Annotated in this window: 25 protein-coding genes; 7 read left to right on the forward strand and 18 right to left on the reverse strand. The window is 60.9% G+C overall.

The features are described from left to right. Position 1: 1 nt before the first annotated feature. A complete protein-coding gene (locus tag A6U87_RS09255) occupies positions 2–988 on the reverse strand; it encodes a Gfo/Idh/MocA family protein (protein WP_065690973.1) in 987 nt (328 codons plus the stop codon). Between the two features lie 178 nt (positions 989–1166). On the opposite strand from A6U87_RS09255, the gene A6U87_RS09260 reads away from it, so the two are divergent. After that, complete coding sequence (locus A6U87_RS09260) at positions 1167–2114, forward strand: aldo/keto reductase (protein WP_065690974.1); 948 nt, start codon at positions 1167–1169, stop codon at positions 2112–2114. Between the two features lie 13 nt (positions 2115–2127). After that, the gene (locus A6U87_RS09265; RefSeq protein ID WP_065690975.1) at positions 2128–2571 is read left to right on the forward strand and encodes a GNAT family N-acetyltransferase; all 444 of its coding nucleotides are present in this window, start codon (positions 2128–2130) and stop codon (positions 2569–2571) included. Here A6U87_RS09265 and A6U87_RS09270 read toward each other — a convergent pair. Then, a complete protein-coding gene (locus A6U87_RS09270; protein WP_065691095.1) occupies positions 2561–3178 on the reverse strand; it encodes a hypothetical protein in 618 nt (205 codons plus the stop codon). The two genes, A6U87_RS09265 and A6U87_RS09270, sit on opposite strands and share 11 nt — an antisense overlap. A gap of 190 nt (positions 3179–3368) precedes the next feature. Here A6U87_RS09270 and A6U87_RS09275 point away from each other — a divergent pair, with 190 nt between their 5' ends. Beyond that, on the forward strand, positions 3369–3650 hold the full coding sequence (locus tag A6U87_RS09275; protein ID WP_065690976.1) for a hypothetical protein: 282 nt from the start codon (positions 3369–3371) through the stop codon (positions 3648–3650). A 69-nt stretch (positions 3651–3719) separates the two neighbouring features. Next, the gene (locus A6U87_RS09280) at positions 3720–4079 is read left to right on the forward strand and encodes a nuclear transport factor 2 family protein (protein ID WP_065690977.1); all 360 of its coding nucleotides are present in this window, start codon (positions 3720–3722) and stop codon (positions 4077–4079) included. Between the two features lie 46 nt (positions 4080–4125). On the opposite strand, the gene pheT is transcribed toward A6U87_RS09280, so the two are convergent. The 10 genes from pheT to infC all read right to left on the reverse strand — a co-directional run bounded on the left by pheT (position 4126) and on the right by infC (position 13513). Beyond that, the gene (pheT, locus tag A6U87_RS09285) at positions 4126–6561 is read right to left on the reverse strand and encodes a phenylalanine--tRNA ligase subunit beta (RefSeq protein WP_065690978.1); all 2436 of its coding nucleotides are present in this window, start codon (positions 6559–6561) and stop codon (positions 4126–4128) included. 15 nt (positions 6562–6576) lie between these two features. After that, positions 6577–7659, reverse strand: a complete 1083-nt coding sequence (gene pheS, locus A6U87_RS09290) for a phenylalanine--tRNA ligase subunit alpha (protein WP_065690979.1) — start codon at positions 7657–7659, stop codon at positions 6577–6579. A 20-nt stretch (positions 7660–7679) separates the two neighbouring features. Next, entirely contained in the window at positions 7680–8519 is an 840-nt protein-coding gene (locus tag A6U87_RS09295) for a serine/threonine protein phosphatase (protein WP_198928690.1), read from the reverse strand. A 100-nt stretch (positions 8520–8619) separates the two neighbouring features. Then, entirely contained in the window at positions 8620–9024 is a 405-nt protein-coding gene (gene rplT, locus A6U87_RS09300; RefSeq protein WP_007798644.1) for a 50S ribosomal protein L20, read from the reverse strand. A 38-nt stretch (positions 9025–9062) separates the two neighbouring features. After that, the gene (gene rpmI / locus A6U87_RS09305) at positions 9063–9266 is read right to left on the reverse strand and encodes a 50S ribosomal protein L35 (protein ID WP_056816455.1); all 204 of its coding nucleotides are present in this window, start codon (positions 9264–9266) and stop codon (positions 9063–9065) included. A 244-nt stretch (positions 9267–9510) separates the two neighbouring features. Beyond that, positions 9511–10851, reverse strand: a complete 1341-nt coding sequence (locus A6U87_RS09310; protein WP_065690980.1) for a HAMP domain-containing sensor histidine kinase — start codon at positions 10849–10851, stop codon at positions 9511–9513. Further along, positions 10848–11516, reverse strand: a complete 669-nt coding sequence (locus tag A6U87_RS09315) for a response regulator transcription factor (RefSeq protein ID WP_065690981.1) — start codon at positions 11514–11516, stop codon at positions 10848–10850. The genes A6U87_RS09310 and A6U87_RS09315 overlap by 4 nt, the downstream gene beginning before the upstream one ends. A gap of 3 nt (positions 11517–11519) precedes the next feature. Beyond that, positions 11520–12074 carry a PepSY domain-containing protein gene (locus A6U87_RS09320; RefSeq protein WP_065690982.1) on the reverse strand — a complete coding sequence of 185 codons (555 nt, stop codon included), beginning with the start codon at positions 12072–12074 and terminating at the stop codon, positions 11520–11522. A gap of 136 nt (positions 12075–12210) precedes the next feature. Continuing rightward, complete coding sequence (locus tag A6U87_RS09325; protein WP_065690983.1) at positions 12211–12804, reverse strand: hypothetical protein; 594 nt, start codon at positions 12802–12804, stop codon at positions 12211–12213. A gap of 172 nt (positions 12805–12976) precedes the next feature. Further along, on the reverse strand, positions 12977–13513 hold the full coding sequence (gene infC / locus A6U87_RS09330; protein WP_065691097.1) for a translation initiation factor IF-3: 537 nt from the start codon (positions 13511–13513) through the stop codon (positions 12977–12979). 177 nt (positions 13514–13690) lie between these two features. Here infC and A6U87_RS09335 point away from each other — a divergent pair, with 177 nt between their 5' ends. Further along, positions 13691–14491, forward strand: coding sequence for a carboxylesterase (locus A6U87_RS09335; protein WP_065690984.1), 801 nt, complete (start codon positions 13691–13693; stop codon positions 14489–14491). A gap of 172 nt (positions 14492–14663) precedes the next feature. After that, positions 14664–15263, forward strand: coding sequence for a transglutaminase-like cysteine peptidase (locus tag A6U87_RS09340; RefSeq protein ID WP_065690985.1), 600 nt, complete (start codon positions 14664–14666; stop codon positions 15261–15263). Between the two features lie 60 nt (positions 15264–15323). On the opposite strand, the gene mbfA is transcribed toward A6U87_RS09340, so the two are convergent. Continuing rightward, complete coding sequence (mbfA, locus tag A6U87_RS09345) at positions 15324–16307, reverse strand: iron exporter MbfA (protein ID WP_065690986.1); 984 nt, start codon at positions 16305–16307, stop codon at positions 15324–15326. A gap of 299 nt (positions 16308–16606) precedes the next feature. On the opposite strand from mbfA, the gene A6U87_RS09350 reads away from it, so the two are divergent. Beyond that, positions 16607–16963: a helix-turn-helix domain-containing protein gene (locus A6U87_RS09350; RefSeq protein ID WP_065691098.1), complete on the forward strand. Its 357-nt coding sequence runs from the start codon at positions 16607–16609 to the stop codon at positions 16961–16963. A gap of 21 nt (positions 16964–16984) precedes the next feature. Here A6U87_RS09350 and A6U87_RS09355 read toward each other — a convergent pair whose 3' ends face one another. The 5 genes from A6U87_RS09355 to A6U87_RS09375 all read right to left on the reverse strand — a co-directional run bounded on the left by A6U87_RS09355 (position 16985) and on the right by A6U87_RS09375 (position 25160). Then, positions 16985–17185, reverse strand: coding sequence for a hypothetical protein (locus A6U87_RS09355; RefSeq protein WP_065690987.1), 201 nt, complete (start codon positions 17183–17185; stop codon positions 16985–16987). 143 nt (positions 17186–17328) lie between these two features. After that, entirely contained in the window at positions 17329–19227 is a 1899-nt protein-coding gene (locus tag A6U87_RS09360; RefSeq protein WP_065690988.1) for a tetratricopeptide repeat protein, read from the reverse strand. Positions 19228–19430: 203 nt separating this feature from the next. Next, entirely contained in the window at positions 19431–20558 is a 1128-nt protein-coding gene (gene dnaJ, locus A6U87_RS09365) for a molecular chaperone DnaJ (protein ID WP_065690989.1), read from the reverse strand. An 85-nt stretch (positions 20559–20643) separates the two neighbouring features. Next, positions 20644–22560, reverse strand: a complete 1917-nt coding sequence (gene dnaK, locus A6U87_RS09370) for a molecular chaperone DnaK (protein WP_065690990.1) — start codon at positions 22558–22560, stop codon at positions 20644–20646. Positions 22561–22796: 236 nt separating this feature from the next. Beyond that, positions 22797–25160 (reverse strand): transglycosylase domain-containing protein, encoded by a 2364-nt coding sequence (locus tag A6U87_RS09375; protein WP_065690991.1) that lies wholly within the window; start codon positions 25158–25160, stop codon positions 22797–22799. Between the last annotated feature and the right edge of the window lie 253 nt (positions 25161–25413).

Raw genomic sequence — 25413 nt, forward strand, 5'->3', positions numbered from 1 at the left:
CTCAAACCTTTTCCCATCCGTCCTTTTCGCTGGCGCGGTAGATCGCGTCGATAAACTTCTGGTTCAATTTCGAGCTCTGAAGAGAAACGACCTCCTCGTTCTCTCCCAGGGCAGCACGCGCGAACGCCTCCGCCTGGCGCTTGTACTGGCGGCTGTCCTGGAACCGGAAAATGGTCGATTCATTGTGGCTGCGATTGGACAGTTCGATCTCTTCCGCGCCCCAACGATCGGCATTGAAGGGCGACTTGACCTCGATGAAGCCGTCGGTGCCATGGAACGTCATCGACTGACGGTTGGCGAGCTGCGTCGAGATATAGAAGCTCAATTCGAACGTACCGAAATCCGCCTTCACGCTGGAATAGATATCAGTGCCAAACTCCGGATCGCGCTCGGTGACGGCCTGGACGCGCAGCGGCTCCTTGCCGGTCGAAAAGCGTGTCGTGATCGTCGGGTATACGCCGATATCGGGCAAGCCGCCGCCGCCGAGTGCGGGGATGTTGCGCATATTGCCCGGGTCGCGGTTGAAGTAGGTGAAAACACCCTGCACATGGCGAAGATTGCCGATGGCGCCTTCCGCGATCAGCGAGCGGACCTTCCGCCACACCGGCGCGTAGGTGACCATGTAGGCTTCGGCGATCAGGACCTTGTTGCGATCCGCAGCCGCGATCACGCCATCGATGTCATCCGCCTTCAGCGCAATCGGCTTCTCGCAAAGCACGTGCTTGCCGGCGTCGGCCGCCTTGATGGCCCATTCGATATGCTGGGCCGTCGGCAGCGGAATATAGACCGCGTCGATCTTGTCGGAGGCCAACATCTCCTCGTAGGAGCCGAAAGCATGCGGTACCGAGAAGCGATCGGCCATCTCCCGCGCCCTGGACAGGTCGCGGCTTGCGACAGCCGTGACGACGCAGTTTTCTGCATCCTGAATGGCGGGAACAACGAGGTCCCGGCCGATTTTTGCAGTCGACATAATACCGAAGCGCAACATGGTGTTTCTCCCTTCTGAATTTTTGCGCAACATATTGGCCGGCATCCGGCCATGCAATGGCGCGGCTGCAATTCACGGAAGATTGGTTTCCATCCGAGGCGCCCGTCGCTAAGTTACGGCGTCGGCTCTTTTTGCCGTGCCCCCGATTTCAATTCTTTCAGCCATTTAGGAGAGCGCCATGAATATGCGCCAACTTGGAAAAACCGGGCTTTCGATTTCCCCCATCGTCTTTGGCGGCAACGTCTTCGGCTGGACCGCGGACGAAAAGACGTCGTTCGAAATCCTCGACGCGTTCTTCGACGCCGGCTTCAACACCATTGATACCGCTGACGTCTATTCGGCCTGGGTGCCTGGCAACAAGGGCGGCGATTCCGAAGAGATCATCGGCAAATGGCTGAAGCAGGGCAAGGTATCGCGAGACAAGGCGATCATCATCACCAAGGTCGGGTCCGACATGGGCCAGGGTAAGACCCTCAAGGAAACCTACATCCTCAAAGCCGTCGAAGATTCGCTGCGTCGTCTGCAGACTGACTATATCGACCTCTATCTCTCGCATTGGCCGGATGAAGACACACCGTATGAAGAAACGCTCGGCGCCTTTGCAAAGCTGAAGCAGCAGGGAAAAATCCGGGCGATCGGCTGCTCGAACCTCGACGCTACCCAGCTGAAGGCATCGTTCGACGCCGCGGAAAAGGCAGGTGTGCCGCGCTATGACGTCATTCAGCCGGAATACAACCTCTATGAACGCGCGAGCTTCGAGGGGCCTCTCGCCGAACTCTGCATCAAGGAAGACATCGGCGTCATCACCTATTTCAGCCTTGCGGCGGGCTTCCTTTCCGGAAAATACCGCACCAAGGCCGATACAGAAGGACGAGCACGCGAGGGCCGGGTCGCGCAATATCTCGACGACAAGGGGCTGCGCATTCTCGCCGCGCTCGACAAGGTTGCCGCGGAAACGGGCGCGAAGCCGGCCGAGATCGCGCTGGCATGGCTGCTCCGGAAGAAGGGCGTAACCGCACCGATCGCCAGCGCCACCAGCCTTTCACAGCTCCAGAGCCTGACGAAATCGGCCGCTCTCAATCTGTCGGACGATGCGATGGCGCTGCTCGACGCCGCGGGCGCCTGAGAGGAGCAAGACCATGACCGTGACCATTCGTGACGCGCGACCCGACGACGAGGCCCGCTGGCGGCAACTTTGGGCGGGCTACCTCGCCTTCTACGAGGTCACGGTCGATGCCGATATCACCGACTCCACCTGGAGTCGGGTTTTCGACCCCGCCTCGGAGATCTCGATGCGCGTGGCGGAAGTCGACGGTCGCGTCATGGGATTTGCGCTTTACCTCACCCACGAAGGCACCTGGATCCGGGGCAAGGACTGCTACCTTGAGGACCTTTTCGTCGATGCGGAAGCGCGCGGCCGAGGCGTCGGCAAGGCATTGATGAACGATCTGATCGCGCTTTGCAAAGACAAGGGCTGGTCACGCCTCTACTGGCACACCAGCGAGCACAACAAGACGGCGCGCGCGCTCTACGACAGCTACGTGGAGAGCGATGGCCACATTCGCTACCGGATCAATTTTTGAGCGCTGGAAAACCTTCGTATAGCGCCGAATGCGTCCCCTCCCAGTTCGGCATCCCTTGCCGAGTCAGCGTACCGCGCGGACGCACGTAGCTTTGAATGATCCTTCGTGGCCGTTCGTGCCACTGGATATTGAAGGCCCATAGCTTGGGAAAGAAGCAGAGCGACGCGTAAGGGAGGTGGTCGTGGATCCACCACGCCAGCTTCTGCCAATCCTCTTCGTCGCGGTAGTGATCGACCATCCATGGGACGACGATGCAGGCGGTCGCCCCCATGCATCCGTCGGCGTCCCTGCGGTCCCAAATGTGATCCGCAGCGGTTGCGGCGTTCGAGGAACAGTTCAGCTTGTTCCGGTTGCCGAACTGGTTGACTTCCGCCGAGCGATAACCGGAACGGATATGCAGGCGTCCGAACGTCGCCTGCAGGGGCTCCAGCAGCTGCTCGCAGAGATGCCGGCCGGCTTCGACCGCCAGATCGGGATCGTCGGGTATGTTGGAAATGCGATAGAAATCAGCGATCTCCGAATGCAGGAAATCGCGCAGGAAGAAATTCTGCGACAACCGCACACGCCCGAGATCTTCCAAACCCTTCATCGAACCCGGCTTCTTCACGCTCGAACCCTCCGCCTGCGCCGCGATCTTTTCGCATGCGCGGCAAGCGCGCAACCCGATTTCCGCTCTACTGAAATGTTCTGCGCTCAACTGGCCGAAGTTGGTAGAGCATCCGACAGACGGTCATATTCATCTTTTCTCATTTAGTGATAATAGACTCCTCCTGCCAAACGCGCGGCGGGAGGGGGAGATGCAGATTGACGGAGGGAAACCAACGAATATCGCTGAACTCGAAGGGCGCCTTGTCGTTTTAGAGATCGTTGCCATGACATCGCTCGCACTGGTGATTGGCGTCTGTGACGAGGGAAACGCAAACCTCGGCAGAAATGTGCTCTACCTCATTCGCGATGCGGTCGCGAACAAATGCGAAGAACTCGCTCTTTCCAACACCGCGACGTCAGCCGCCACGACCTATGTGGAAGAGCTTCTGCAGGCTGCGGCCGGATCATTGTTTCCGAACGGCCACGAGTGACGTCTACGCCTTGCGGCTTTGTCGCCCCGCCCTATGCTTTAGAACACAACCTTGCGGGGGACGCGCCACATGTCAGATCAGCAGGCAATAGAAGCAGTCGTTCATCTCTACGTCGAAGGCATGACATTCGCCAACGAGGCCGCCTTGAAAAAGGCGTTTCACCCGCAATGCGCCATCATAGGGCACTATGAGAATGTCGTGGAATGGCTGACGCGCGATGAGTTCATTGCGGCCATCGTCGCCGAAGGCTCAGCGCCGCCCGGCACACAGCCTTACATGGATATCGAACTGGTCGATTTCGTCGGCGACGCCGCCAGCGTGAAAGTCAGCGATGACTTCGCCGGGATGCGCTTCACCGACTACCTGTCGATGTTGAAGATCGACGGCCGCTGGACGATCGTCAACAAACTCTATTACCTCAACACATAGAAAAGCCGGCGAAATCGCCGGCCTCTCTCTTGTCTGATGGGTGATCTCAACCTCTGAGAACGCCGCCGGTGACCTTGGTGACGCTGGCGACGATCTTCTGCGTCAGGGCCTCGAAATCCTCGTCGGTCAGCGTGCGCTCGACCGGCTGGATCTGCACCTCGATGGCAACCGACTTCTTGCCCTCGCCGACCGAGGCGCCCTCGAAGATATCGAAGACGTTGACACCGGCGACCAGCTTGCGGTCGGCACCGGTGGCGGCCTTGATGATGGCGCCGGCTTCGACCGCCTTGTCGACGACGAAGGCGAAGTCGCGCTTGACGGCCTGGAACTGCGAGAGCTCCAGCGCCGGCTTGGTACGGGTCGCCTTCTTCTTCGGCTCGGGCATGGCGTCGAGATAGACCTCGAAGCCCGCGAGCGCGCCAGAGACGTCGAGCGCTTCCAGCGTCGAGGGATGGAACTCGCCGAAATAGCCGAGCACGACCTTCGGGCCCATCTTGATAGTGCCGGAACGGCCGGGATGGTACCATTCCGGACCGCCCTGCTCGACCTGGATGTTGGTCATCGGCAGGCCGCAGGCCTCGATCACGGCAAGCGCATCGGCCTTGGCGTCGAAGACGTCGACCGGCTTGCCGCCGCCCTTGGATGCATTCGACCACATGCGGCCGGCGCCCGCCATCGAGGCGGTGCCGCGACGGATGCCGCCGGCAACGCGGCGCTGGCCTTCCGGCCTGTCGTTCTCATAGGTGCCGGAGACTTCGAAGATCGCGACGTCGCCATAGCCCTTGTCGGCATTGCGCTGGGCAGCGGTCAGGAGACCCGGCAGCAGCGAGGGGCGCATGTCGGACATTTCTGATGCGATCGGGTTGGCAAGCTTCAGAGCCGGCGAACCACCGCCGAAGAGCTTGGCCTGATCTTCCGAAATGAAGGACCAGGTGACGGCTTCCAGCATGCCACGCGAGGCAAGCGCGCGCTTGGCGGTGCGGGTGCGGATCTGCAGCGTCGTCAGGATGCGGCCGTTGACTTCGGTGTGGCTTTCCAGCGGCGCCGGCTTGATGTTGTCGACGCCATGGATGCGCATGACCTCTTCGACGAGATCGGCCTTGCCGTCGACATCGGGACGCCAGGAGGGAACGGCGACGGAAACGCGCTCACCCGAGCCGGTGACCTTGAAGCCGAGGCGCGTCAGGATCTCGACGCTCTCCTCAGTGGAGACTTCCAGGCCCGTCAGGCGCTTCACTTCCGAGAATGGGAAGTCGACGATCTTCGGCTCGTAGCCCTTGTAGCCCACGATCTCGGCCTTGGCTGCCGTGCCGCCGCAGAATTCGAGCACCAGTTCGGTGGTGCGCTCGAGACCGGGGACCATGTATTCGGGATCGACGCCGCGCTCGAAGCGGTAGCGGGCATCGGTGATGATGCCGAGGCCACGGCCTGATTTCGCGATGTTCATCGGGTCCCACAGCGCCGATTCGATCAAGACGTCGGTGGTGTTCTCGTCGCAGCCGGAATGCTCGCCGCCCATGATGCCGCCGATCGACTCGATGCCGTTTTCGTCAGCGATGACGACATTGTTCGGGCCGAGCTTGTATTCGCGCTGGTCGAGCGCGAGCACCGTCTCGCCGTCCTTGGCGCGGCGAACGGTGAGGTTGCCCTTCACCTTGGCGGCGTCGAAGACGTGCATCGGGCGACCCTGGTCGAACGTCATGTAGTTGGTGATGTCGACGAGCGCGTTGATCGGACGCAGACCGATCGCCGTCAGGCGCTGCTGCACCCACTTGGGGCTCGGGCCGTTCTTGACGCCGCGCACCAGGCGCAGGCCGAAGCCCGGGCAGAGCTTGTCGTCGTCGAGATCGAGCGTCAGCTTCACCGGCGTTTCGCCTTCGACGGCGAAGGACGGCGCGGGGCGCGTCTTCAGCGTGCCGAGACCGGAAGCGGCCAGATCGCGGGCGATGCCGTAGATCGAGGTGCAATCCGGACGGTTCGGCGTCAGGTTGATCTCGATCATCGGGTCGTCGAGATGGGCGTAGGCGGCAAACGAGGTGCCGACCGGCGCATCTTCAGGCAGGTCGATGATGCCGTCGTGGCTGTCGGACATGTTGAGCTCTTTTTCTGAGCACATCATGCCGTGGCTTTCGACGCCACGGATTTTGCCGACGCCGAGCGTGACATCGATACCCGGCACATAATCGCCCGGCCGTGCGAGCGCGCCCACCAGACCGGCGCGCGCATTCGGCGCGCCGCAGACGATCTGCAGCGGCTTGCCGCCGTTGATATCGGGGCCGGCATCGACCGACAGCACCTTCAGGCGATCGGCTTCCGGATGCTTCTCGGCCGACAGAACCCGGGCGATGACGAAGGGCTTGTAGGCCGCCTTGTCGTCGACATCCTCGACCTCAAGGCCGATCTCGGTCAGTCGCTTGCAGATTTCATCCAGTGTGGCGTCGGTCTCAAGATGATCCTTGAGCCAGGAAAGCGTGAATTTCATGATGTCTATCCTCCCTTACGCGCTCAGACCGCCGAACAGCGTCGGCATGTCGAGTGGGCGGAAGCCGTAATGGGTCATCCAGCGGACGTCGGCGTTGAAGAAGTCGCGCAGGTCGGGCATGCCGTATTTCAGCATGGCGATGCGGTCGAGGCCCATGCCCCAGGCAAAGCCCTGGTATTCGTCGGGATCGAGACCGCCGGCGCGGAGCACGTTCGGGTGCACCATGCCGCAACCGAGGATCTCCATCCAGTCCGTGCCTTCGCCGAACTTGACGATCGGGCCGGAACGGTCGCACTGGATGTCGACCTCGAAGGACGGCTCGGTGAAGGGGAAGAAGGACGGGCGGAAGCGCATGGTGACGCTGTCGACCTCGAAGAAGGTCTTGCAGAATTCTTCCAGCACCCAGCGGATATTGGCGACATTGGCCTTCTTGTCGACGACGAGGCCTTCGACCTGGTGGAACATCGGCGAATGCGTCGCGTCACTGTCCTGGCGATAGGTCTTGCCGGGGATGATGATGCGGATCGGTGGCTTCCGCGCTTCCATGGTGCGGACCTGCACCGGCGAGGTGTGCGTGCGCAGCACCTTGCGCTCACCGTTCTCGTCCGGATTGAAGAAGAAGGTGTCGTGCATCTCGCGGGCCGGATGGCCCTCGGGGAAGTTCAGCGCCGTGAAATTGTAGTAGTCGGTCTCGACATCCGGACCTTCGGCGATCGAGAAGCCCATGTCGGCAAAGATGGCAGTGATCTCGTCGACGATCTGGCTGATCGGATGGATGCGGCCACGCTCGGCCGGCGAGGAGCGGACGGGCAGCGAGACGTCGACCGTCTCGGCCTTCAGGCGCGCGTCGATCGCCGCCTTCTTGAGATCGGCCTTGCGGGCGTTGATCGCCTCGGTCACGACAGTCTTCAGCGCGTTGATCTGGGCGCCGCGGGTCTGGCGCTCTTCCGGCGACATGGCGCCGAGCGTCTTCAGCAGTTCGGACACCGAGCCCTTCTTGCCCAGCGCGCCAACACGCACCGCTTCGATTGCCGGTTCGTCGGCAGCAGCTGCGACGTCAGACAGAAGTTGCTTTTCCAAAGTATCGAGTTCGGTCATCTTTTCCTGCCTCGCGGGCGTCAGTCTTGTCGACAATTTACGAAAACATGCGTGAGATAGCTGGTTGCCACGATGAAACGTTGCAGATCACTACCCATGTGGACGCGGCCAATCAACCGGGCAGCCCATAAAAAGCCGCCGAGAAAGCCGGTAAGCTTGCGCAGTTCGGCGACCGCGGCAGGCGGTGCCACCTTGAGCCAGGCCTGGTAGGCCCGATCGTAGGTTTTCTTGCCGAAATGCGCGCGTGTGGCCACCTGCAGAAACAGCAGCCAGATGTCGCGTGCTTGCGCGACTTCCAGTGGCATGACGGTATCTGGCTCTTCCTCGAAATCCATGAAGCCGATGCGGCCGTCCTTCAGGAACATATCCCGCGGATAGGGGCGACCATGGCAAAGACCCTTGGCATGCAGCCGACCGAGTTCGCCGGCGCAATGGACGAGCATATCGTCGTGGGCGACGGGGTCAACCTTGCGGATATCGAAGAGATAGGTGTCAACCGTCTTGCCCGCATCGCTGAATACGACAGCGGCGCCCGACGAATAGATGACGCGCGCCGTCGGCACGCCATTTTTCGAGAACTGGGCAATGCGGCGAATTTCGCGCGCCGCCATGCCTTCGTCGGCAAGAACCGGAGACGGTCGGAGGAAGGGAGCGCGAAGAAGAGCGGCCAGCGTGTGCTGAAGCGCAACCCAGCGCGAGGTACGCTCCGTACCGTAGCGCTTGATCCACACGGCGCCTTTCGACAAGGCGACGCGCTCGACCCGTCGACCGGAGCCGTTGATAAGCGCCGCGAGCAGAACGGGAACGTCCTTCTCGCACAAGCCCTCATCGGCCACCAGGGTTTCGAAATCGCCCGCCACGTCTTTCGGCGTCCTTATTCAGATCAAAACGAAAGAACCCGCGCAAGCTTTGCCAGCGCGGGTTCCAAATCATCGAGACGAAGGTTCGAATAGCGCCGGCTTAGTTGACGGCTGCTTCAAACTCGTTCTTCGTACCGGCGTCCTTCAGGTACTCGAGAGCCTTCTTGGAGGCTGCAACGAGTGCACCGAATGCTTCCGGCTCATGGATTGCCATGTCGGAGAGAACCTTACGGTCAACTTCGATGCCAGCCTTGTTCAGGCCGTCGATGAAGCGGCCGTAGGTCAGGCCGAATTCGCGGACAGCGGCGTTGATACGCTGGATCCACAGAGCGCGGAAGTTGCGCTTGTTGATCTTGCGGTCGCGGTAAGCGTACTGCTTCGAACGATCGACAGCAGCCTTCGCAGCGCGGATGGTGTTCTTGCGACGGCCGTAAAAGCCCTTAGCGGCCTTCAGAACCTTCTTGTGCTTGGCGTGGGCGGTAACGCCTCTTTTTACACGTGCCATTTCATGATCTCCTTAATCTATACGTTCGCGGAATAGTCTTAGAGACCGTTCGGCAGGTAGTTCTTCACGACCTTGCGGCCATCCGGTTCTGCGAGAACCATGGTGCCACGTGCATCGCGGATGAACTTGTTAGAACGCTTGATCATGCCATGGCGCTTGCCAGCAGCTGCAGCCTTGACCTTGCCGGTCGCGGTGATCTTGAACCGCTTCTTGGCAGCAGACTTCGTCTTCATCTTGGGCATTTTGCTACTCCGTTTCTGATCCCCCTGCGCGCTTCAAAAGAAGCCTTCTCGCGATGCCCGGTTTCCCTGGGGTCGCAACAAGTGCGGGAGCGTTTGTTGTTGATCTGCGGCCCCGGTGACGAACCGTTCCGCAAGCATTCGAAACTGCCACGGCATGCCCTGCCGGTCAGTTCGGACGCGCGCTTATAACCGCAGCGTCATAAAAGTGCAACCGGGCCAGCGAGGAATCTTCTGCGCCCCGAGATCAGGGCGCAGCTTCCCTGGCGGGCAAGGTCATTTTCACCATCAATCCACCCAGTTTTGATGCCAGGAGATCGAGCTTGCCGCCATAGGCTTCGACGATATCGGCGGAGATTGCAAGCCCGAGCCCGGAACCGGAGGTTTCGTCATCGATGGTGATTCCGCGCTTCAGCATCCGGTCGTAACTCTCGGCGCCTGCGCCGGGGCCATCGTCGGAGACGATCAATACGACATGCCGTTCGTCGTGGCGGGCGCTGAGTTCTATCCGCGAGCGGGCAAAGCGTACGGCATTGTCGAGCACATTGCCCAGCGCCTCCGCGATATCAGCGGGATCAGCCTGAATGGTCAGCGTCGGATCGATATCGACATGCCAATCGATGCCCTTTCCCGACGTGAACGCCTGCAGGACATTGACGAGTTTTCCCGATATCCCAAGCAGCGACGTCGTCGCCATCTGTTCGACACCCATACGGGCGGCCTGCAACTGACGATCGGAGCGCTGGCGCACGAGCTCGATCTGCTGCATGGCAGTGTCGCGCTTTTCCGCCGGCAGGCTCTCCGCGAGATGCGACAGAACCGTCAGCGGTGTCTTCAGCCCATGCGCAAGATCGCTTGCCCGCGCCCGGGCCCGCTCGACGGCTGTTTCCCGTTCGGTCAGCAAGAGGTTGATCTCGCGCACCAGAGGCGTCACCTCGCTTGGTCCGCTCCAGCCAATATGAGCCAGGCGGCCAGCGCGGATATCGGCAACGCTGTCACGAAGCCGCGCAAGCGGACGAAGGCCAATCCAGCCCTGCAGAAAGGCCGCCAGCAACAGGATCCCGCCGATCGACAGCAGCATCAATCGCAACGGACGGTGATAGCTTTCAAGCACCTTCTCCATCTCGGCTTTGGAGAAACCGGCGTAGACCGTGAAATCCTTGCGGGCGGCGCCCTCCCCCAGGCTCATCCGCTTTTCAGAAACAAGAACAGGCAGTCCGTCCGGGCCTTCTGCCTGGCGGAACCCGCAATAGAGGTCCTCGGACAGATCGCCCGCGGCGATCTCCTCATCCCACAGCGATCGCGAACGCAAGGGGCGCCCGCCATCGTTCGGAGAGATCTGCCAGTAGCGGCCGCCTGTCGGCAGGTCGAAGCGGGTGTCGGCCAGTTCACCCGTCAGCACAAGCCGCTCATCTTCCACCGTGAGGCGCGCGGCGAGAGAATCCATTACGCCCGTCATCTCGTAGGAATACTGGTCGGCGAGATAGTCGGTAAACAGATGGCTGAGCACAAACCAGACGATCGTCAATGCAACGCCGATCGCGACAAGCGCGCCGACGGCAAGGCGAAATCGCAGCGACCCCATCATGCGCCACGCCGCTCCGGCAGCACATAGCCGAAGCCGCGACGTGTCTCGATCGCGTCGCTGTCGGTCTTTTTTCTCAGCCGCGCCACCATGGCCTCGACGGCATTCTTGGCGGCATCGTCGTCCCGGCCTTGAACCTGGCTGGCAAGTTCGGCCGCGGTGAGCACTGCGCCCGGCCTTGCGATGAAAAGCGCCAGCATCCGATACTCGAGCGGACTGAGGTCCAACTCCCTGCCGTCGAATGTCACCCGGCGGGCGTTCTCATCCAGCGTGAAGCGATCGGCGGATTTGACGCGCGAGCGACCGGCACCGGAGCGGCGCAACAAGGCGCGCAGACGCGCGATCAATTCCTCGGTGCGAAACGGCTTCGGCAGATAGTCGTCGGCGCCGGCATCGAAGCCATCAACCCGTTCCATCCATGAGCCGCGAGCCGTCAGCACGAGGACAGGCGTATTGATGCCCGCCATGCGCCATCGCTTCAGGATAGACAGGCCATCCATGCCTGGCAGGCCGAGATCGAGAATGATCGCGGCGAAGTCACCGGTCTCTCCTTCCTCCCAGACCTGCGGCCCGGTCGCGAGGACGTCGATGCGGTAGCCCTCCCGCTGGAGCGCCTCGACCACATGACTGGAAATGTTGGCGTCGTCCTCCCCCAGCAAGATCCGCATCGATCATGATCCCCCCAACAAGGTACCGTTGCGAGCGTTGATGCGCAGGGTTCTGATGGTTCCCGCGCCGTCCCGGACTTTCAACTGATAGGTATCGCTGAACATCGACCGCTTCAGCCGAACATCGATGACGCGGCCGTAGCGCCGCATGTCGATGTTTTTCAAGATCGCCTTCAGGGGAAGCACCTTGCCGTCTCGTACTGCATCCCTAGCGCGATCGTAATCCGAACCGCGCCCCTGATTGCCGCTGCTGCCGCTGTTGTTGCTATCATCGCTGCCATTGTCGTCATCGCCGTCGTCGCTGCCATGACCACCCCCGCTATCATCGCCGCCGCCATGGCCACTGTCATCGCTGCCACCATGGCCGCTGTCATCGCTTCCAGAGCCGGAATTCGATCCGGACGAGCCGGAACCAGAGGAGCCGCTGCCCGAGTTGCCCGACCCGCTGTTGCTGCCGCCATCCTTGGCAGACGCATCGCGCACCGCGACGTTGCCGGCGGCCGCGAACCAGCAGGTCAACAACAACAAAGATAGAAGCGAGCGGCGTTTGGGGTCCATGATTGTTCCGGCGATTAAGGGCCAGCGCTAGATTGAACGCTTCGCTGCGGCGAGGCAAGGTCGCCAGACCAAGAGACCCCGCCGCATGGCGACGGAGCCTCTTTCTTCCGAGGCGGTCGGAAGATCTGTCGCACGTTTACTGCGCGGCAGCGGGGAAGATCTGGACGCTGGTGATCGCCCCCGGATTACGGCGAGCATCGGACCTGTGAACCTGGGCCTTGATGACGCGCGCCCCATGTTCGCGCTCGACCTCGATTTCCAACAGGCGGCCAAGCTGATCACGGGCAACCAGCGATCCGTTCAGCAGGCCGCGCAGGCTCGACTCAGAAACCTTCAGGACGGTCTGCGGCCTGTCGGACCGGCCACGGTCTCCCCGCCCGCTATGGTTTCCCGGATTATCGTCGCCGACGTCATGAGAGGGACCATCATCAGAGGCGCGATCGTCGCGCCGACCGCCGTGATCATCGTTGCCGTCGTCGTCATTGCTGTCATCGCCGTGACCACCACTACGTCCGCCGTGGTCGTCACTGCCATGATCGTCGCTGCCGCCGCGACCGGAGCTACCGCCGCCGCTGCTGCCGCCTGAGGAACCGCCATCGTCGTGACCGCCCCGGGCCAATGCAACAGCCGCCGAAGGAGCCGGGCCGAACGATTGAACGATCGGCATCGACGCCGTCAGCGCCAATGCGGCAACCGATGCGAGCGCCATACTGCGAATCTTGATTGTCATGACTTGCCTCCTCTCTCGTTTCGATGAGGAGAGAATGGCAAAGGTTGGCTGACAACGCGTTGAGTGCCGATGTCAGCATCCTGTCAGATTGACGGGACAACCCGGAAATACAAAAGCCGCCCTTTCGGACGGCTTTGATACGAACGGCGGCGATGCGCCCTGTTCCGACATCTTATTTCGGTGCAAGCACCATCATCATCTGGCGGCCTTCGAGCTTCGGCTCGGCTTCGACCTTGGCATATTCCAGGGTATCGGCCTTGACCTGCTGCAAAAGCTTCATGCCCAGTTCCTGGTGAGCCATTTCGCGGCCGCGGAACTTCAGGGTCACCTTGACCTTGTCGCCTTCCTCGAAGAAACGACCCATCGCCTTCATCTTCACCTCATAGTCATGGGTGTCGATGTTCGGGCGCATCTTGATTTCTTTGACTTCGACGATCTTCTGCTTCTTGCGCGCCTCGGCGGCCTTCTTCTGGTTGGCGTATTTCAGCTTGCCCAGATCGAGGATCTTGCACACAGGCGGTTCGGCGTTGGGGGAAATCTCCACCAGGTCGAGGCCGGCTTCTTCAGCCATTCTCAGGGCCTGGTCGGTCGCCACGACGCCTAGATTCTGTCCTTCAGCATCGATGAGCTGAACTTTGGGAATGCGAATTTCCCTGTTCGAGCGCGGCCCTTCCTTTACGGGCGCGTCGTTCTTGAAAGGTCTGCGAATGGTCGTACTCTCCTCGCGTTGTTTCGGATTGCTGCAGCGGATCGCCTCTATATAAGGAAGACGACCGAGTTTCGCCATCGCTGCAACCAAGTCATTAGCACGCTTTAGCGGAAAAATCACCTGCTGTCAGCCTGTCAAGAATCTGTTTTATAGCCACTAAACAAACGGAGTTCCGCCATGTCTGACGCAAATCCCGCCATCGATCATCAGTTCCTGACCGTCGGATCCGCCGACGCTGCTCGCGAGATCGCCTACGTCGTCCGTCCGCAGGCAGCGGGCGCGACCGGCCCGGCGCTGGTCTGGCTGTCGGGATACCGCTCCGACATGAGCGGCACCAAGGCGGTGGAGATCGACAGGCTGGCCGCCGAGAGCGGCCTTGCCTGCGTGCGCTTCGATTATTCCGGCCACGGCCTGTCCGGCGGGAACTTCGTCGATGGGACCATTTCGCGCTGGCTGGAGGAGGCGCTTGCCGTCATCCTGCACGTCAGGCCAGAGCGCATCGTTCTCGTCGGCTCGTCCATGGGCGGCTGGATCGCTTTGCGGCTGGTGCAGGAGCTTGCCAAGCTTGCGAACGCACCGAAACTCGACGGCATCGTGCTGATCGCGCCTGCGCCCGATTTCACGTCGGAGCTGATCGAACCTCATCTCACGCCGGCAGAGCAGTCCTCCCTGGCCGAACGGGGCTATTTCGAGGAGCGCTCCGCCTATAGCCCGGAGCCCAATATCTACACGCGCGCGCTCATCGAGGACGGTCGTGAGAACCGCGTGCTCAAGGGCATCATAGAGACCGGCTGCCCCGTCCATATCCTGCAGGGCATGAAGGATCCCGACGTGCCCTACCAGCACGCGATGACGCTCATCGAGCACCTTCCCGCCGACGATGTCGTGCTGACCTTTATCCGCGATGGCGACCATCGGCTCTCCCGTCCGGAAGATATCGAGCGGATGGTTGCCGCCGTCAAAGCGCTGATCCACTAGGCAAACCACGGACAGGCCGCGCCTTGGGGACGCGGTCCTGTCCCAAATCCTAACGCATTTTAACCATGTCTGCGAGTTGCGCCGACCCTAGCAGAAGTAACGATTGACTCTCCGAGCCTCTCTCCGTTAACTTTTTGTTAAGAATTCAGGGGCGGTGCAAGGAAGAGCGGGCGTGCAGATCAAGGGTTTCCTGGTAGCCATGACGGCTGTGTTTGCGATGTCGACAGCCGCAACACCGGCGCCGGCCAACAATGTTTCGATGGTAACGGGCGCGTCGACCTCGCAGCCGATCGGCCATTACGAATTCTGTCAGACCCATCGCAGCGAGTGCGGCGCCAATCGCAACGCGGCGGTCGCCGAAATGTCGGACGCCAAATGGGCGCTCGTTCGTTCTGTCAACTCGATGGTCAACAACACCATCACGCCGATGACCGACAAGGAAATCTACGGCAAGGACGAGGTCTGGGCCTACCCCACGACGGCAGGCGATTGCGAGGATTTCGCACTACTCAAGCGTCGCATCCTCATTCAGCGCGGCTTTTCGCCGGCTAATCTTCTCATGACCGTCGTTCGCAAGCCCGATGGCGAGGGCCATGCGGTTCTGACACTGCGCACGACGCAGGGCGATTTCATCCTCGACAACCTCGCTTCCACCGTCAAACCATGGTTCGAGACGAGCTATTCCTTCATCAAGCGCCAGTCGAGCTACAATGCCGGCCGCTGGGTCACCATCGAGAATGGCCGCGACGTCCTGGTCGGCGCTCTGAAGTAGTCACAGCGCACAACGCGGAATTGAGAGGCCGGCTTATCGCCGGCCTTTTTCGTTTCCGGATCAGGAATTGCCAATCAGGATGCCGGCGCCAAGCACCAGTCCGCCGCCGACGACAACCTGAAACGCCGCGCGCAGGAACGGCGTTTCCATATAGCGGTTCTGAATGAACGCGATCGCCCACAGCTCGAAGATCGCGATAATCACGGCCATGGTGGTCGCCGTCCAGAAATTCGGGATCAGATACGGCAGGGTGTGCCCGAGGCCGCCCAGCGCCGTCATGAGGCCGCAGGCAAGCCCGCGCTTGATCGGGGAGCCGCGTCCGGAGATCTTTCCGTCGTCATGGGCGGCTTCGGTAAAGCCCATGGAAATACCTGCACCGACCGAGGCCGACATGCCGACGAGGAACGTCTGCCAGGTATCCTGGGTCGCAAACGCGGCGGCGAAGATCGGCGCGAGTGTCGAGACGGAGCCGTCCATGAGACCAGCCAGACCGGGCTGCACATAGGTCAGGACAAACTGCCGGCGAACCGTCTGATCCTCTTCCGCGCGTGCATCCTCGGGCAGGTGCTTTTCGCCTAACATGCGGGTGATGTCCCCATGCCCCTGCTCCGCAAGCGCAAGGTCGCCAAGCAGCTGGCGTGTCCGCGCATCGGAGACGCGACCGGTCGCCTCGACATAGAACCGATAGGCCTGCTGCTCCATGGCCTCGGCCTCGGCCCGGATCGTCTCCAACGACAGATTGCGGGCCAACCAGTCCGGCCGCCGCTCGTAGAAACCGCTGACGTGCTCGCGGCGGATAAGAACGATGCGTTCGCCGAAACGCTCGCGATAAATGGCGATTAGAGACTGGCGGTGGGTGTCCTCGACCTCGGCCATCTCTTCGAACACCTTGGCGGATGCCGGATAGTCGGCCCTCAGGCGATCAGCGTAGGCGAGATAGATGCGCGCATCCTCTTCCTCCGACGCGATTGCCAGCGCAAGGATCTCCTGTTCGGAGAGCGACGTAAAAGGGCGTTTCGACGATCTGAAAAATCTATTGAACATGGCATCCTCATTTTTAGAATTATTCTAATTTATGAGCACGCCTGCCGGCGGTCAAGGCCGCAAGTATCTTCCGACTCGCCTCGCGTCCGGCCGAATAGGCTTACAATAGAAACGCCGACACCCCCCTTAACTGGCATGTATACCTGGGCGCACGCTAAGGTCTACATCCCAGCAAAAAGCGAGAGAATCTTGCCTGAATTCTTGCGAAAATCGGGTTGAATTTTGCAACTGCCGGGTTGAGATATATAAAAACGCGGGCATAGTATTGTCGAAACTAGACGTCTATGGGGGAAACCGACGTGCCAGATCCGGTGGATATGATTGTTGGCCAGAATGTCAGGGCGCTTCGGGCAAAGCGACGCATATCGCAGCTGGAATTGGGCGAGGCGTTGGGCCTCACCTTTCAGCAGATACAGAAATACGAAAAAGGAACCAACCGCGTATCGGCCAGCAAGCTGCACCAGATCGCGGTTTTTCTCGGCGTCGAGATTTCAGCCCTGTTCGAAGGCGCAAACACGACGGACGCATCCGCGCGGCCGGGGCTCAGCGCCGAAGCCTATGAGCTCGCTGTCCACTACGACCGGCTGAGTTCAGCCGCCGGCAAGGAGGCCGTCAAGACGATCCTGACGCTGATGAACGGAGAAGCGTTCGCTTAACGCGCCCAGCGGGCTGCGATATCAGTGCAATTCGCGCTCGTGCAGAGCGACCAAGAGGTCGTCCTGGGTCTGGTGACCGGCGTGGTACAAATCAATTGCGATGCTAGCAATCGAAAGGCCCTGCTGGCTGCGAATCTTGATGTTGCGCTCGGCGCACCAAGCGTAAAGAGCGCCTGCGAGTACATCGTCATCGTCAGACTGGAAGGTGCTTGCTACCGTCATGGAAGTTGCCCTCAGTTAGAATATTCCCCTGCAGCCATCATGAATAGATTCGCCGCCGCTGCAAAGCGCGATCAACGACCTGCGTTAACACAAGACAGAACCGACGAGCGTGCTGTTTCAATATGGAGCAGATTGCAGACGCTTTACTCGGAAGCCACGCGCGTGAGGCTATCGAGAGACAGGGAGCACGCCTCGATCGCATCCAGCATCTTGCGGAAACGAGGATGATTTCGAACTGAATCCAGGTCGGAGTCGTGCTTGAACCAGAGGATTTGGTAGCAGGAGGACTGCGGCAACAGCGACTCGAGAATGTCGAGCGCCGTGTCCCGCTCATCCAGCAGCGCATACACGCAGGCAGCGTTGTACTGCGCGACGATATCGTCGGGATCGATGGCCTGGGCGCGCCTGATCCATTCCTTGGCCCGCTCCTTGTCGCCCATATGCGCCAGCGCGAGCGCGCCGCGGTGGGCGGGGCCGGAGTTTTCCGGATGACGCTCGAGCGCACGTTCAGCGCGCTCCAGAGCGACACGCGCCCAGTTCTCCCGCTCCTTCTTGAAACCAAGGGAGCGGCAGGCGCTGATCAAGTGGATCGGCGAGAGATAGTCGTCCGGATGGATTTCCGAGGCTCTGGTGAAGAAGTTGATGGCGCGCTGGAACTTGCCCTGCATGAACATGAAGCGGCCGTAGTGGAAGTTCACCTCATAGAGATCGGGTTCGAGCGAGAGCGCCTTGTCGAACTCCACCAGCGCCTCGTCGTCCCGCCCGTCCTGATGCAGCGCGAGGCCGCGCGAGGCATGGGCCTCGGCAAGATGCGGATCGAGCGCCAGCGCCTTGGCGGTCAGGTTCAGGATGCCCTGCAACGTGTATTCGCCGGCATGCCAGTCACGCAGAGCGGATTCGCAATCGGCGATGCCGGCATAGGCACGGGCATATTGCGGATCGAGCGCAACCGCGGTCGTGAACATACGCCGTGCCATCAGCAGGTAAGGCCGCGTCCAGGTGTTGGAAAACTGGCGGCCGCGCAAATAGTAGGTGTAGGCTTCGACGCTGTTGGTGGGCTCGCTGGCGATTGCCTGCTTTTCCTCCGGCAGAAGCTTGATCTTAAGCTGAGCGACGATCGCGTGGGTGATCTCGTCCTGGATCGCGAAGATGTCGGTCAACTCGCGGTCGAACCGGTCGGCCCAGACGTGCCCACCGTTCTTAGCATCGATCAGCTGTCCTGTTATGCGCACCCGCTGGCCGACCTTGCGGACGCTGCCTTCCAGAATGAAATTGACGCCCAACTCGGCAGCTACCTGCTTCACCTGCACGGATTTGCCCTTGTAGGTGAAGGCCGTGTTGCGGGCGACGACATAAAGGTTCGAGATCTTTGACAGGTCGGTAATGATGTCCTCAGTGATGCCGTCGGAGAAATATTCCTGTTCGGAATCGCCGCTCATGTTGGTGAAGGGCAGGACGGCGACCAGTTGCTTGTGCTTCTCCTTTGCCGCGCTGAGCGCCGCTTCATGCACCTTCAGCGGCAATGCGCGCCTTGGTGCGACGGCGTATACCCTCACCGGGCGCGCGATGTTCTTCAGGGAATGCTCGCCCTTGTCCTGGAACACGACATCGAGCCTTCCGCCGACATGGTCTCTGGCGGACGCCGAAATCGCGATCCCGCCAGGCTCGGCGATCCCCTCCAGACGCGCGGCGAGATTGACGCCGTCCCCGAAGATATCGCCATCCTCGACCAGAACGTCCCCCAGATGGATACCGATGCGAAACTCTATGCGGCGCGGGTCCTCGACCAAGCCATTGCGCTCCGCCATCGCTCGCTGCACCTCGTCGGCGCAGGCTACCGCATTGACGATGCTGGAGAATTCGACGAGCATCCCGTCGCCTGTCAGCTTGACGATCCGGCCCTTGTGAGCTGCGATCTTCGGGTCGATCAACTCCTCGCGGCAACGCTTGACGGCGGCAAGCGTGCCCGACTCGTCTGAGCCCATCAGACGGCTGTAGCCTACGATATCTGCTGCTAAGATGGCTGCGAGACGGCGTTCCAAGGTGACCTCGGCACTGGCTGACAAAAACACGGACGCAGGTCTAGTCTTCTTTAAGATGCCCGGCCGAACGTAATTAGCAATTAAGTAATAAAGCGAATAAAGACGCAAAAGTCGAGCCTGTTCCCGCAGTGCAACCGCTTAAGAACAGAAAAGCCCGGTTGACGGGCAACCGGGCTTTCGGAAAAAGACCTGAAATCGAAGGATCAGTTCTCGAAGAACTCTTTCATTCGAGCAAAGAAACCGGTCGATTCTGGATTGTTTTCCTTGGAAGACAGTTCCTCGAACTCCTGAAGAAGCTCGCGCTGGCGCTTGGTGAGCTTCTGCGGTGTCTCGATCTGGATCTGGATGTAGAGATCGCCCGTCTGCGGTGAACGCAGCACCGGCATCCCCTTGCCCTTCAGGCGGAACTGCTTGCCGGCCTGCGTGCCTTCCGGCACGGTGACGCGCGACTTCGTACCGTCGAGGGTCGCGACATCGAACGTACCGCCGAGCGCGGCCGTCGTCATCGAGATCGGGATCGAGCAATAGAGATCGGCTCCGTCACGCTGATAGAACTCATGCGGCTTCACCGACAGGAAGATATAGAGGTCGCCCGCCGGTCCACCGCGGGTACCGGCCTCGCCTTCGCCCTGCAGGCGAATGCGGGTGCCGTCCTCGATGCCAGCCGGAATGTTGACCGAGAGCGAACGCTCCTCGGTAACACGGCCCTGGCCGTGGCATTTCGTGCAGGGGTCGGGAATGATCTGGCCGCGGCCATGGCAAGTCGGGCAGGTGCGCTCGATGGAGAAGAAGCCCTGGGCGGCGCGCACGCGGCCGGAGCCCTGGCAGGTGCCGCAGGTCTTCGGCTGGGTGCCGGGCTTGGCGCCCGAACCGGAACAGGCGTCGCAGGTGATCGAGGTCGGAACCCTGATCTGCGCCGTCTTGCCGGAGAAGGATTCCTCCAGCGAGATTTCCATGTTGTAGCGAAGATCGGCGCCGCGCTCGCGACCGCCAGACGAGCGCTGCCGCTGCCGGCCGCCGCCCATCATCTCGCCGAAGATGTCTTCGAAGATGTCGGAGAAACCACCGCCGGCAAAGCCGCCGCCACCGCCGCCCATGCCGCCATGCTCGAAGGCAGCGTGGCCGTAACGGTCGTAGGCAGCCCGCTTCTGCGGGTCCTTCAGCGTCTCGTAGGCTTCGTTGATTTCCTTGAACTTCTGCTCGGCGGTATGATCATCGGGATTCTTGTCCGGATGGTATTTCATCGCCAGCTTGCGGAAAGCGCTCTTCAGCTCTTTTTCATCCGCCGTCTTGGCGACACCCAGCGTTTCGTAAAAATCGGCTTTTGCCATTAAGGATCAGACCCCGGAAATGGATTTCCGGCTGCCATGGTGAGCAGCCGGAATGTCAGTTTCAAACGTGACCGTTTCGCCCAGCTTATGCGGACTTCTTGCGGTCGTCGTCCTTGACTTCTTCGTAGTCGGCATCGACGACATTGTCATCGCCGGCTTCAGCCGATGCGTCTGCCGCACCACCTTCAGCCTGCTGCGCTTCGTAGATCGCCTGACCGAGCTTCATGGAGACTTCCATGAGGGTCTGGGTCTTTGCCTTGATGTCTTCAGCATCAGGCTCAGACGCTTCGGTTGCAGACTTCAGCGCTGCGATCGCATCGGAAATCGCCGTGCGGTCGGCCTCGGTGACCTTGTCGCCGTAATCCTTCAGCGACTTCTCGCTGGAGTGGATCAGGCTTTCAGCCTGGTTCTTGGCTTCGACGCCTTCGCGACGCTTCTTGTCGGCTTCAGCATTGGCTTCGGCGTCCTTGACCATCTTCTCGATGTCGGCGTCGGAGAGACCACCAGATGCCTGGATGCGGATCTGTTGTTCCTTGCCGGTGCCCTTGTCCTTGGCCGAAACCTGTACGATGCCGTTGGCGTCGATATCGAAGGTGACTTCGATCTGCGGAACGCCACGCGGTGCCGGCGGCAGGCCAACGAGGTCGAACTGGCCGAGCAGCTTGTTGTCGGCAGCCATTTCGCGCTCGCCCTGCGAAACGCGGATGGTGACGGCCTGCTGGTTGTCGTCGGCGGTCGAGAAGGTCTGCGACTTCTTCGTCGGGATCGTGGTGTTACGCTCGATCAGACGGGTGAAGACGCCGCCCAGCGTTTCGATGCCGAGAGACAGCGGGGTTACGTCGAGGAGCAGAACGTCCTTGACGTCGCCCTGGAGAACGCCGGCCTGGATGGCTGCGCCGAGGGCTACGACTTCATCCGGGTTGACGCCCTTGTGAGGCTCCTTGCCGAACAGCTGCTTGACGACTTCCTGCACCTTCGGCATGCGGCTCATGCCACCGACCAGAACGACTTCGTCGATCTCAGCAGGGGTGACGCCGGCATCCTTGAGGGCTGCCTTGCACGGCGCGATGGTGCGCTGGATCAGATCGTCGACCAGGCTTTCGAGCTTGGCGCGGGTCAGCTTCAGCGTCAGGTGCTTCGGACCGGTTGCATCGGCCGTGATGAACGGCAGGTTGATTTCGGTCTGCTGCGAAGACGAGAGTTCGATCTTGGCCTTTTCGGCAGCTTCCTTGAGGCGCTGCAGAGCAAGCTTGTCGCCCTTGAGGTCGATGCCGTTGTCCTTCTTGAACTCGGCAACGAGGTATTCGACCAGGCGCATGTCGAAGTCTTCACCACCGAGGAAGGTATCGCCGTTGGTGGACTTCACTTCGAAGACGCCGTCGCCGATCTCGAGGATCGAAATATCGAAGGTACCGCCACCCAAGTCGTAAACGGCGATGGTCTTGCCGTCCTTCTTGTCGAGACCGTAAGCGAGCGCGGCAGCGGTCGGCTCGTTGATAATGCGGAGAACTTCGAGGCCAGCGATCTTGCCGGCATCCTTGGTTGCCTGGCGCTGTGCGTCGTTGAAGTAAGCCGGAACGGTGATGACAGCCTTTTCGACCTTTTCACCGAGGTAGGATTCAGCGGTTTCCTTCATCTTCTGAAGGATCATCGCGGAGATCTGGGCAGGCGAATAGCCGGTGCCGCGGGCCTTGACCCAGGCGTCGCCGTTGTCACCCTTGGTGATCTCGAAAGGCACGAGTGCCTTGTCCTTTTCAACCGTCGGATCGTCGTAGCGGCGGCCGATGAGGCGCTTCACTGCGAACAGCGTATCCGTGGGGTTGGTAACTGCCTGGCGCTTGGCCGGCTGACCGACGAGGCGTTCGCCATCTTCGGAAAATGCTACGATCGAAGGCGTCGTGCGCGCACCTTCGGCGTTCTCAATGACCTTCGCGTCCTTGCCGTCCATGACAGCGACGCAGGAATTTGTCGTTCCGAGGTCGATACCAATTACTTTTGCCATGTCATTCTCTCCTTGAAGCAAGCTGTCGGAACCCCGGTAAGGCATTTCCCTGACAGCCCCTTACGGGATTGGTCTTTAAGATTAACGCAATCGTGATTGCGGTGATGCGGCGTATATAAGGAGCGGTTTTCGTGACTGCAAGGCAGAGAATAGCCTGAAAACCAGCAAAAAGAGCCTAGGCCGATTAATTTTCACAGCCTCAGGAAAGCCGCATTTTTTCTTAGCCGACCACGGCGCTATTGGCCCATGATCAGGTCAAGCAAAGTCGTGCGGCGCGGACGCTCGACGGGGCCCTCCAGCGTATCGCCGACCTCGCCCGGCGGAACGGCGTCGCCATAGCCGTAGCGGCCATCTTCAGCAACGTCCGATGGCGGGACAGGACCTCTGCCGACCGGCGCAAGCTGCTGCCGCGCAGGCCGGCTTGGCGCCTGTGGATAGCGACTTTCCGCCTCGCTGGATCCGCCGAAAACACCCGATATGATGCTGCCGATCGTGCTTGGTTCTTCGACCGGCTGCTGCATGCCGGGTTGCTGCATGCCGGGCTCGGCCGACGCCATCGGCTGATCGGCATTGCCCGGGCTGACCGGATCGGCCATGAACTGGCCGCTGCCGAACAGTGGAGCAGGCGACAGCCCCTTGTGGGCGGCGACCATGAATGTCTGCCAGGCCTTGGCCGGCAAGCCGCCGCCGGTGACCTTCTTCATCGGCTTGCCATCGTCATTGCCGAACCAGACGCCCGTCGTCAGATTGCTGGTGAAGCCGACGAAAAGCGCGTCGCGCGAATTCTGCGTCGTGCCGGTCTTGCCGGCTGCCTGCCAGCCCGGGATCTTGGCGCTCTTACCGGTGCCCTGATCGATCACGCCCATCATCATCGCGTTCATGTTCGCGGCGATCGTCTCGGACAACACGCGGGGCGGATTGTCATAGGTATTTTCGTAGAGAACCTTGCTGCCGTCGGCGGTCGTCACGCGGCGGATGACGTGCGGCGTTGCCTTGTATCCGCCGTTCATGAAGGCCGCATAGGCGCCGGTCAGCTCCATCAGCGATACTTCTGACGTACCAAGCGCAATCGATGCGTTCGGCTGCAGTTCCGATTCGATGCCGAGGCGATGCGCCAGCTTGATCACCTGATCCGGGCCGTCATACATCACCAGCTGCGCCGCAACCGTATTCAGCGACTTCGCAAGCGCCGTCGCGAGCGTCACCTGACCATTGTATTTCTTCTCGTAGTTTTCCGGCGTCCAGTCGCCGATCCGGATCGGCGCGTCGTTGAACACCGAAAATGGCGTCAGACCCTTTTCGAGCGCTGCGGCGTAGACGAATGGCTTGAAGGAGGAGCCCGGCTGGCGCTTGGCCTTGACGGCGCGATTGAACTGGCTGTCGGCGTAGTCACGACCGCCGACCAGAGCGCGGATCGCCCCGGTGCCGTCGATCGAGACAAGGGCTGCCTGCGACGCGTCGAGCTTGGCTCCGTCCTTGTTGAGCACATCCGTCAGGGACTGCTCCGCCCGCTTTTCGAGCGTCTTGTCGATCGTCGTATCGACGACGATGTCTTCCTTCACGTCGCCGATCAGCCCCGGCAGCTCGTCCATCACCATATCGGCGACGTAGTGTCCGGCTCCAGACCAGTAGCGCTTTGCCTTGGCCGGCGTCTGCGACATGGCCGTCTTGACCTCGTCGTCGGTGACATAGCCCTGGTCGCGCATGGCCTGCAGGACCACCTGTGCGCGGGCATTGGCCGCTTCCGGATCACGCGCTGGCGACAGGCGCGACGGAGCCTTGACCAGACCGGCGAGGAGCGCTGCTTCGCCCAGGTTCACATCGCGCGCCGACTTGTTGAAGTAGCGACGGGATGCTGCCTCCACGCCATAGGCGTTCGAGCCGAAGAAGACGCGGTTGAGATACATCGCAAGGATCTGATCCTTGGTGTACTTCTGCTCAAGCCACAGAGCGAGCAGCACTTCCTGCACCTTGCGCTCAAGCGTGCGATCCGGCGACAGGAACAGGTTCTTGGCAAGCTGCTGCGTCAGCGTCGAGCCGCCCTGGACCATGTGACCTGTCGTCAGATTGGTGACGAAGGCGCGCGCAAGGCCGAGCGGATCAACGCCAAAGTGCGAATAGAAACGGCGGTCCTCGATCGCAACGATCGCCTCGGGGATATACGGAGACATGTCTTCCAGCGCGAGCGCCTCGCCACCGGTCGTGCCGCGGTTGGCCATGACGCTGCCGTCCACGGCCGTGATCTTCACGTTCGGCGGACGATCGGGGATGGCCCAGGTGCTGGCACTGGGCATGCGCGAGCCGTAGTAGAAGACGAGGCCCGCCACGCCAATCCCCGCCCAGATGCCGAGCACGATGCACCAATAGACGATCCGGCGAATAAATCCGAAGAGGCCGCCGCTTTCGCGCGGGGACGGACGGCGCTTGCGTCCTGCCGGCTGGCGGGAACGCGAAGGCTTGGAGGAGGCTGACCGCTTTACCGAACGTCCACCTGCGACGCGATCTTCGGCGTCGAGGGCGAAATCGTCATCATCATCCCGGCTGTCACGGCCGTTGAAGGACGGTTCGATTCTGTCGTGTGATCTACCTCTGCCTGCCATTTAGGACCGGTCGCGCTCCATTTTTGCCAAACAAACCCGATGTTTGCAGCATCCGCCCCACTGCGGGCGGTTCTCTACCGGTTGAACTTTAAATGCGGCGATTTAAGGGGGGGTTAAGAACTCGTTAGGCACGCTCCAAACCTTTATTTTCCCGCGTTTCGCGCGCCTGGGAGCTGCCCCAACAATGCCATTTTTGGTTCAGCTCCCATTCACTCCGCGCACTCTCTAATCCGCATGCAAGGGACTTGCAGAA

Source organism: Rhizobium sp. AC44/96, assembly GCF_001692185.1.
Classification (GTDB): Bacteria; Pseudomonadota; Alphaproteobacteria; order Rhizobiales; family Rhizobiaceae; genus Rhizobium.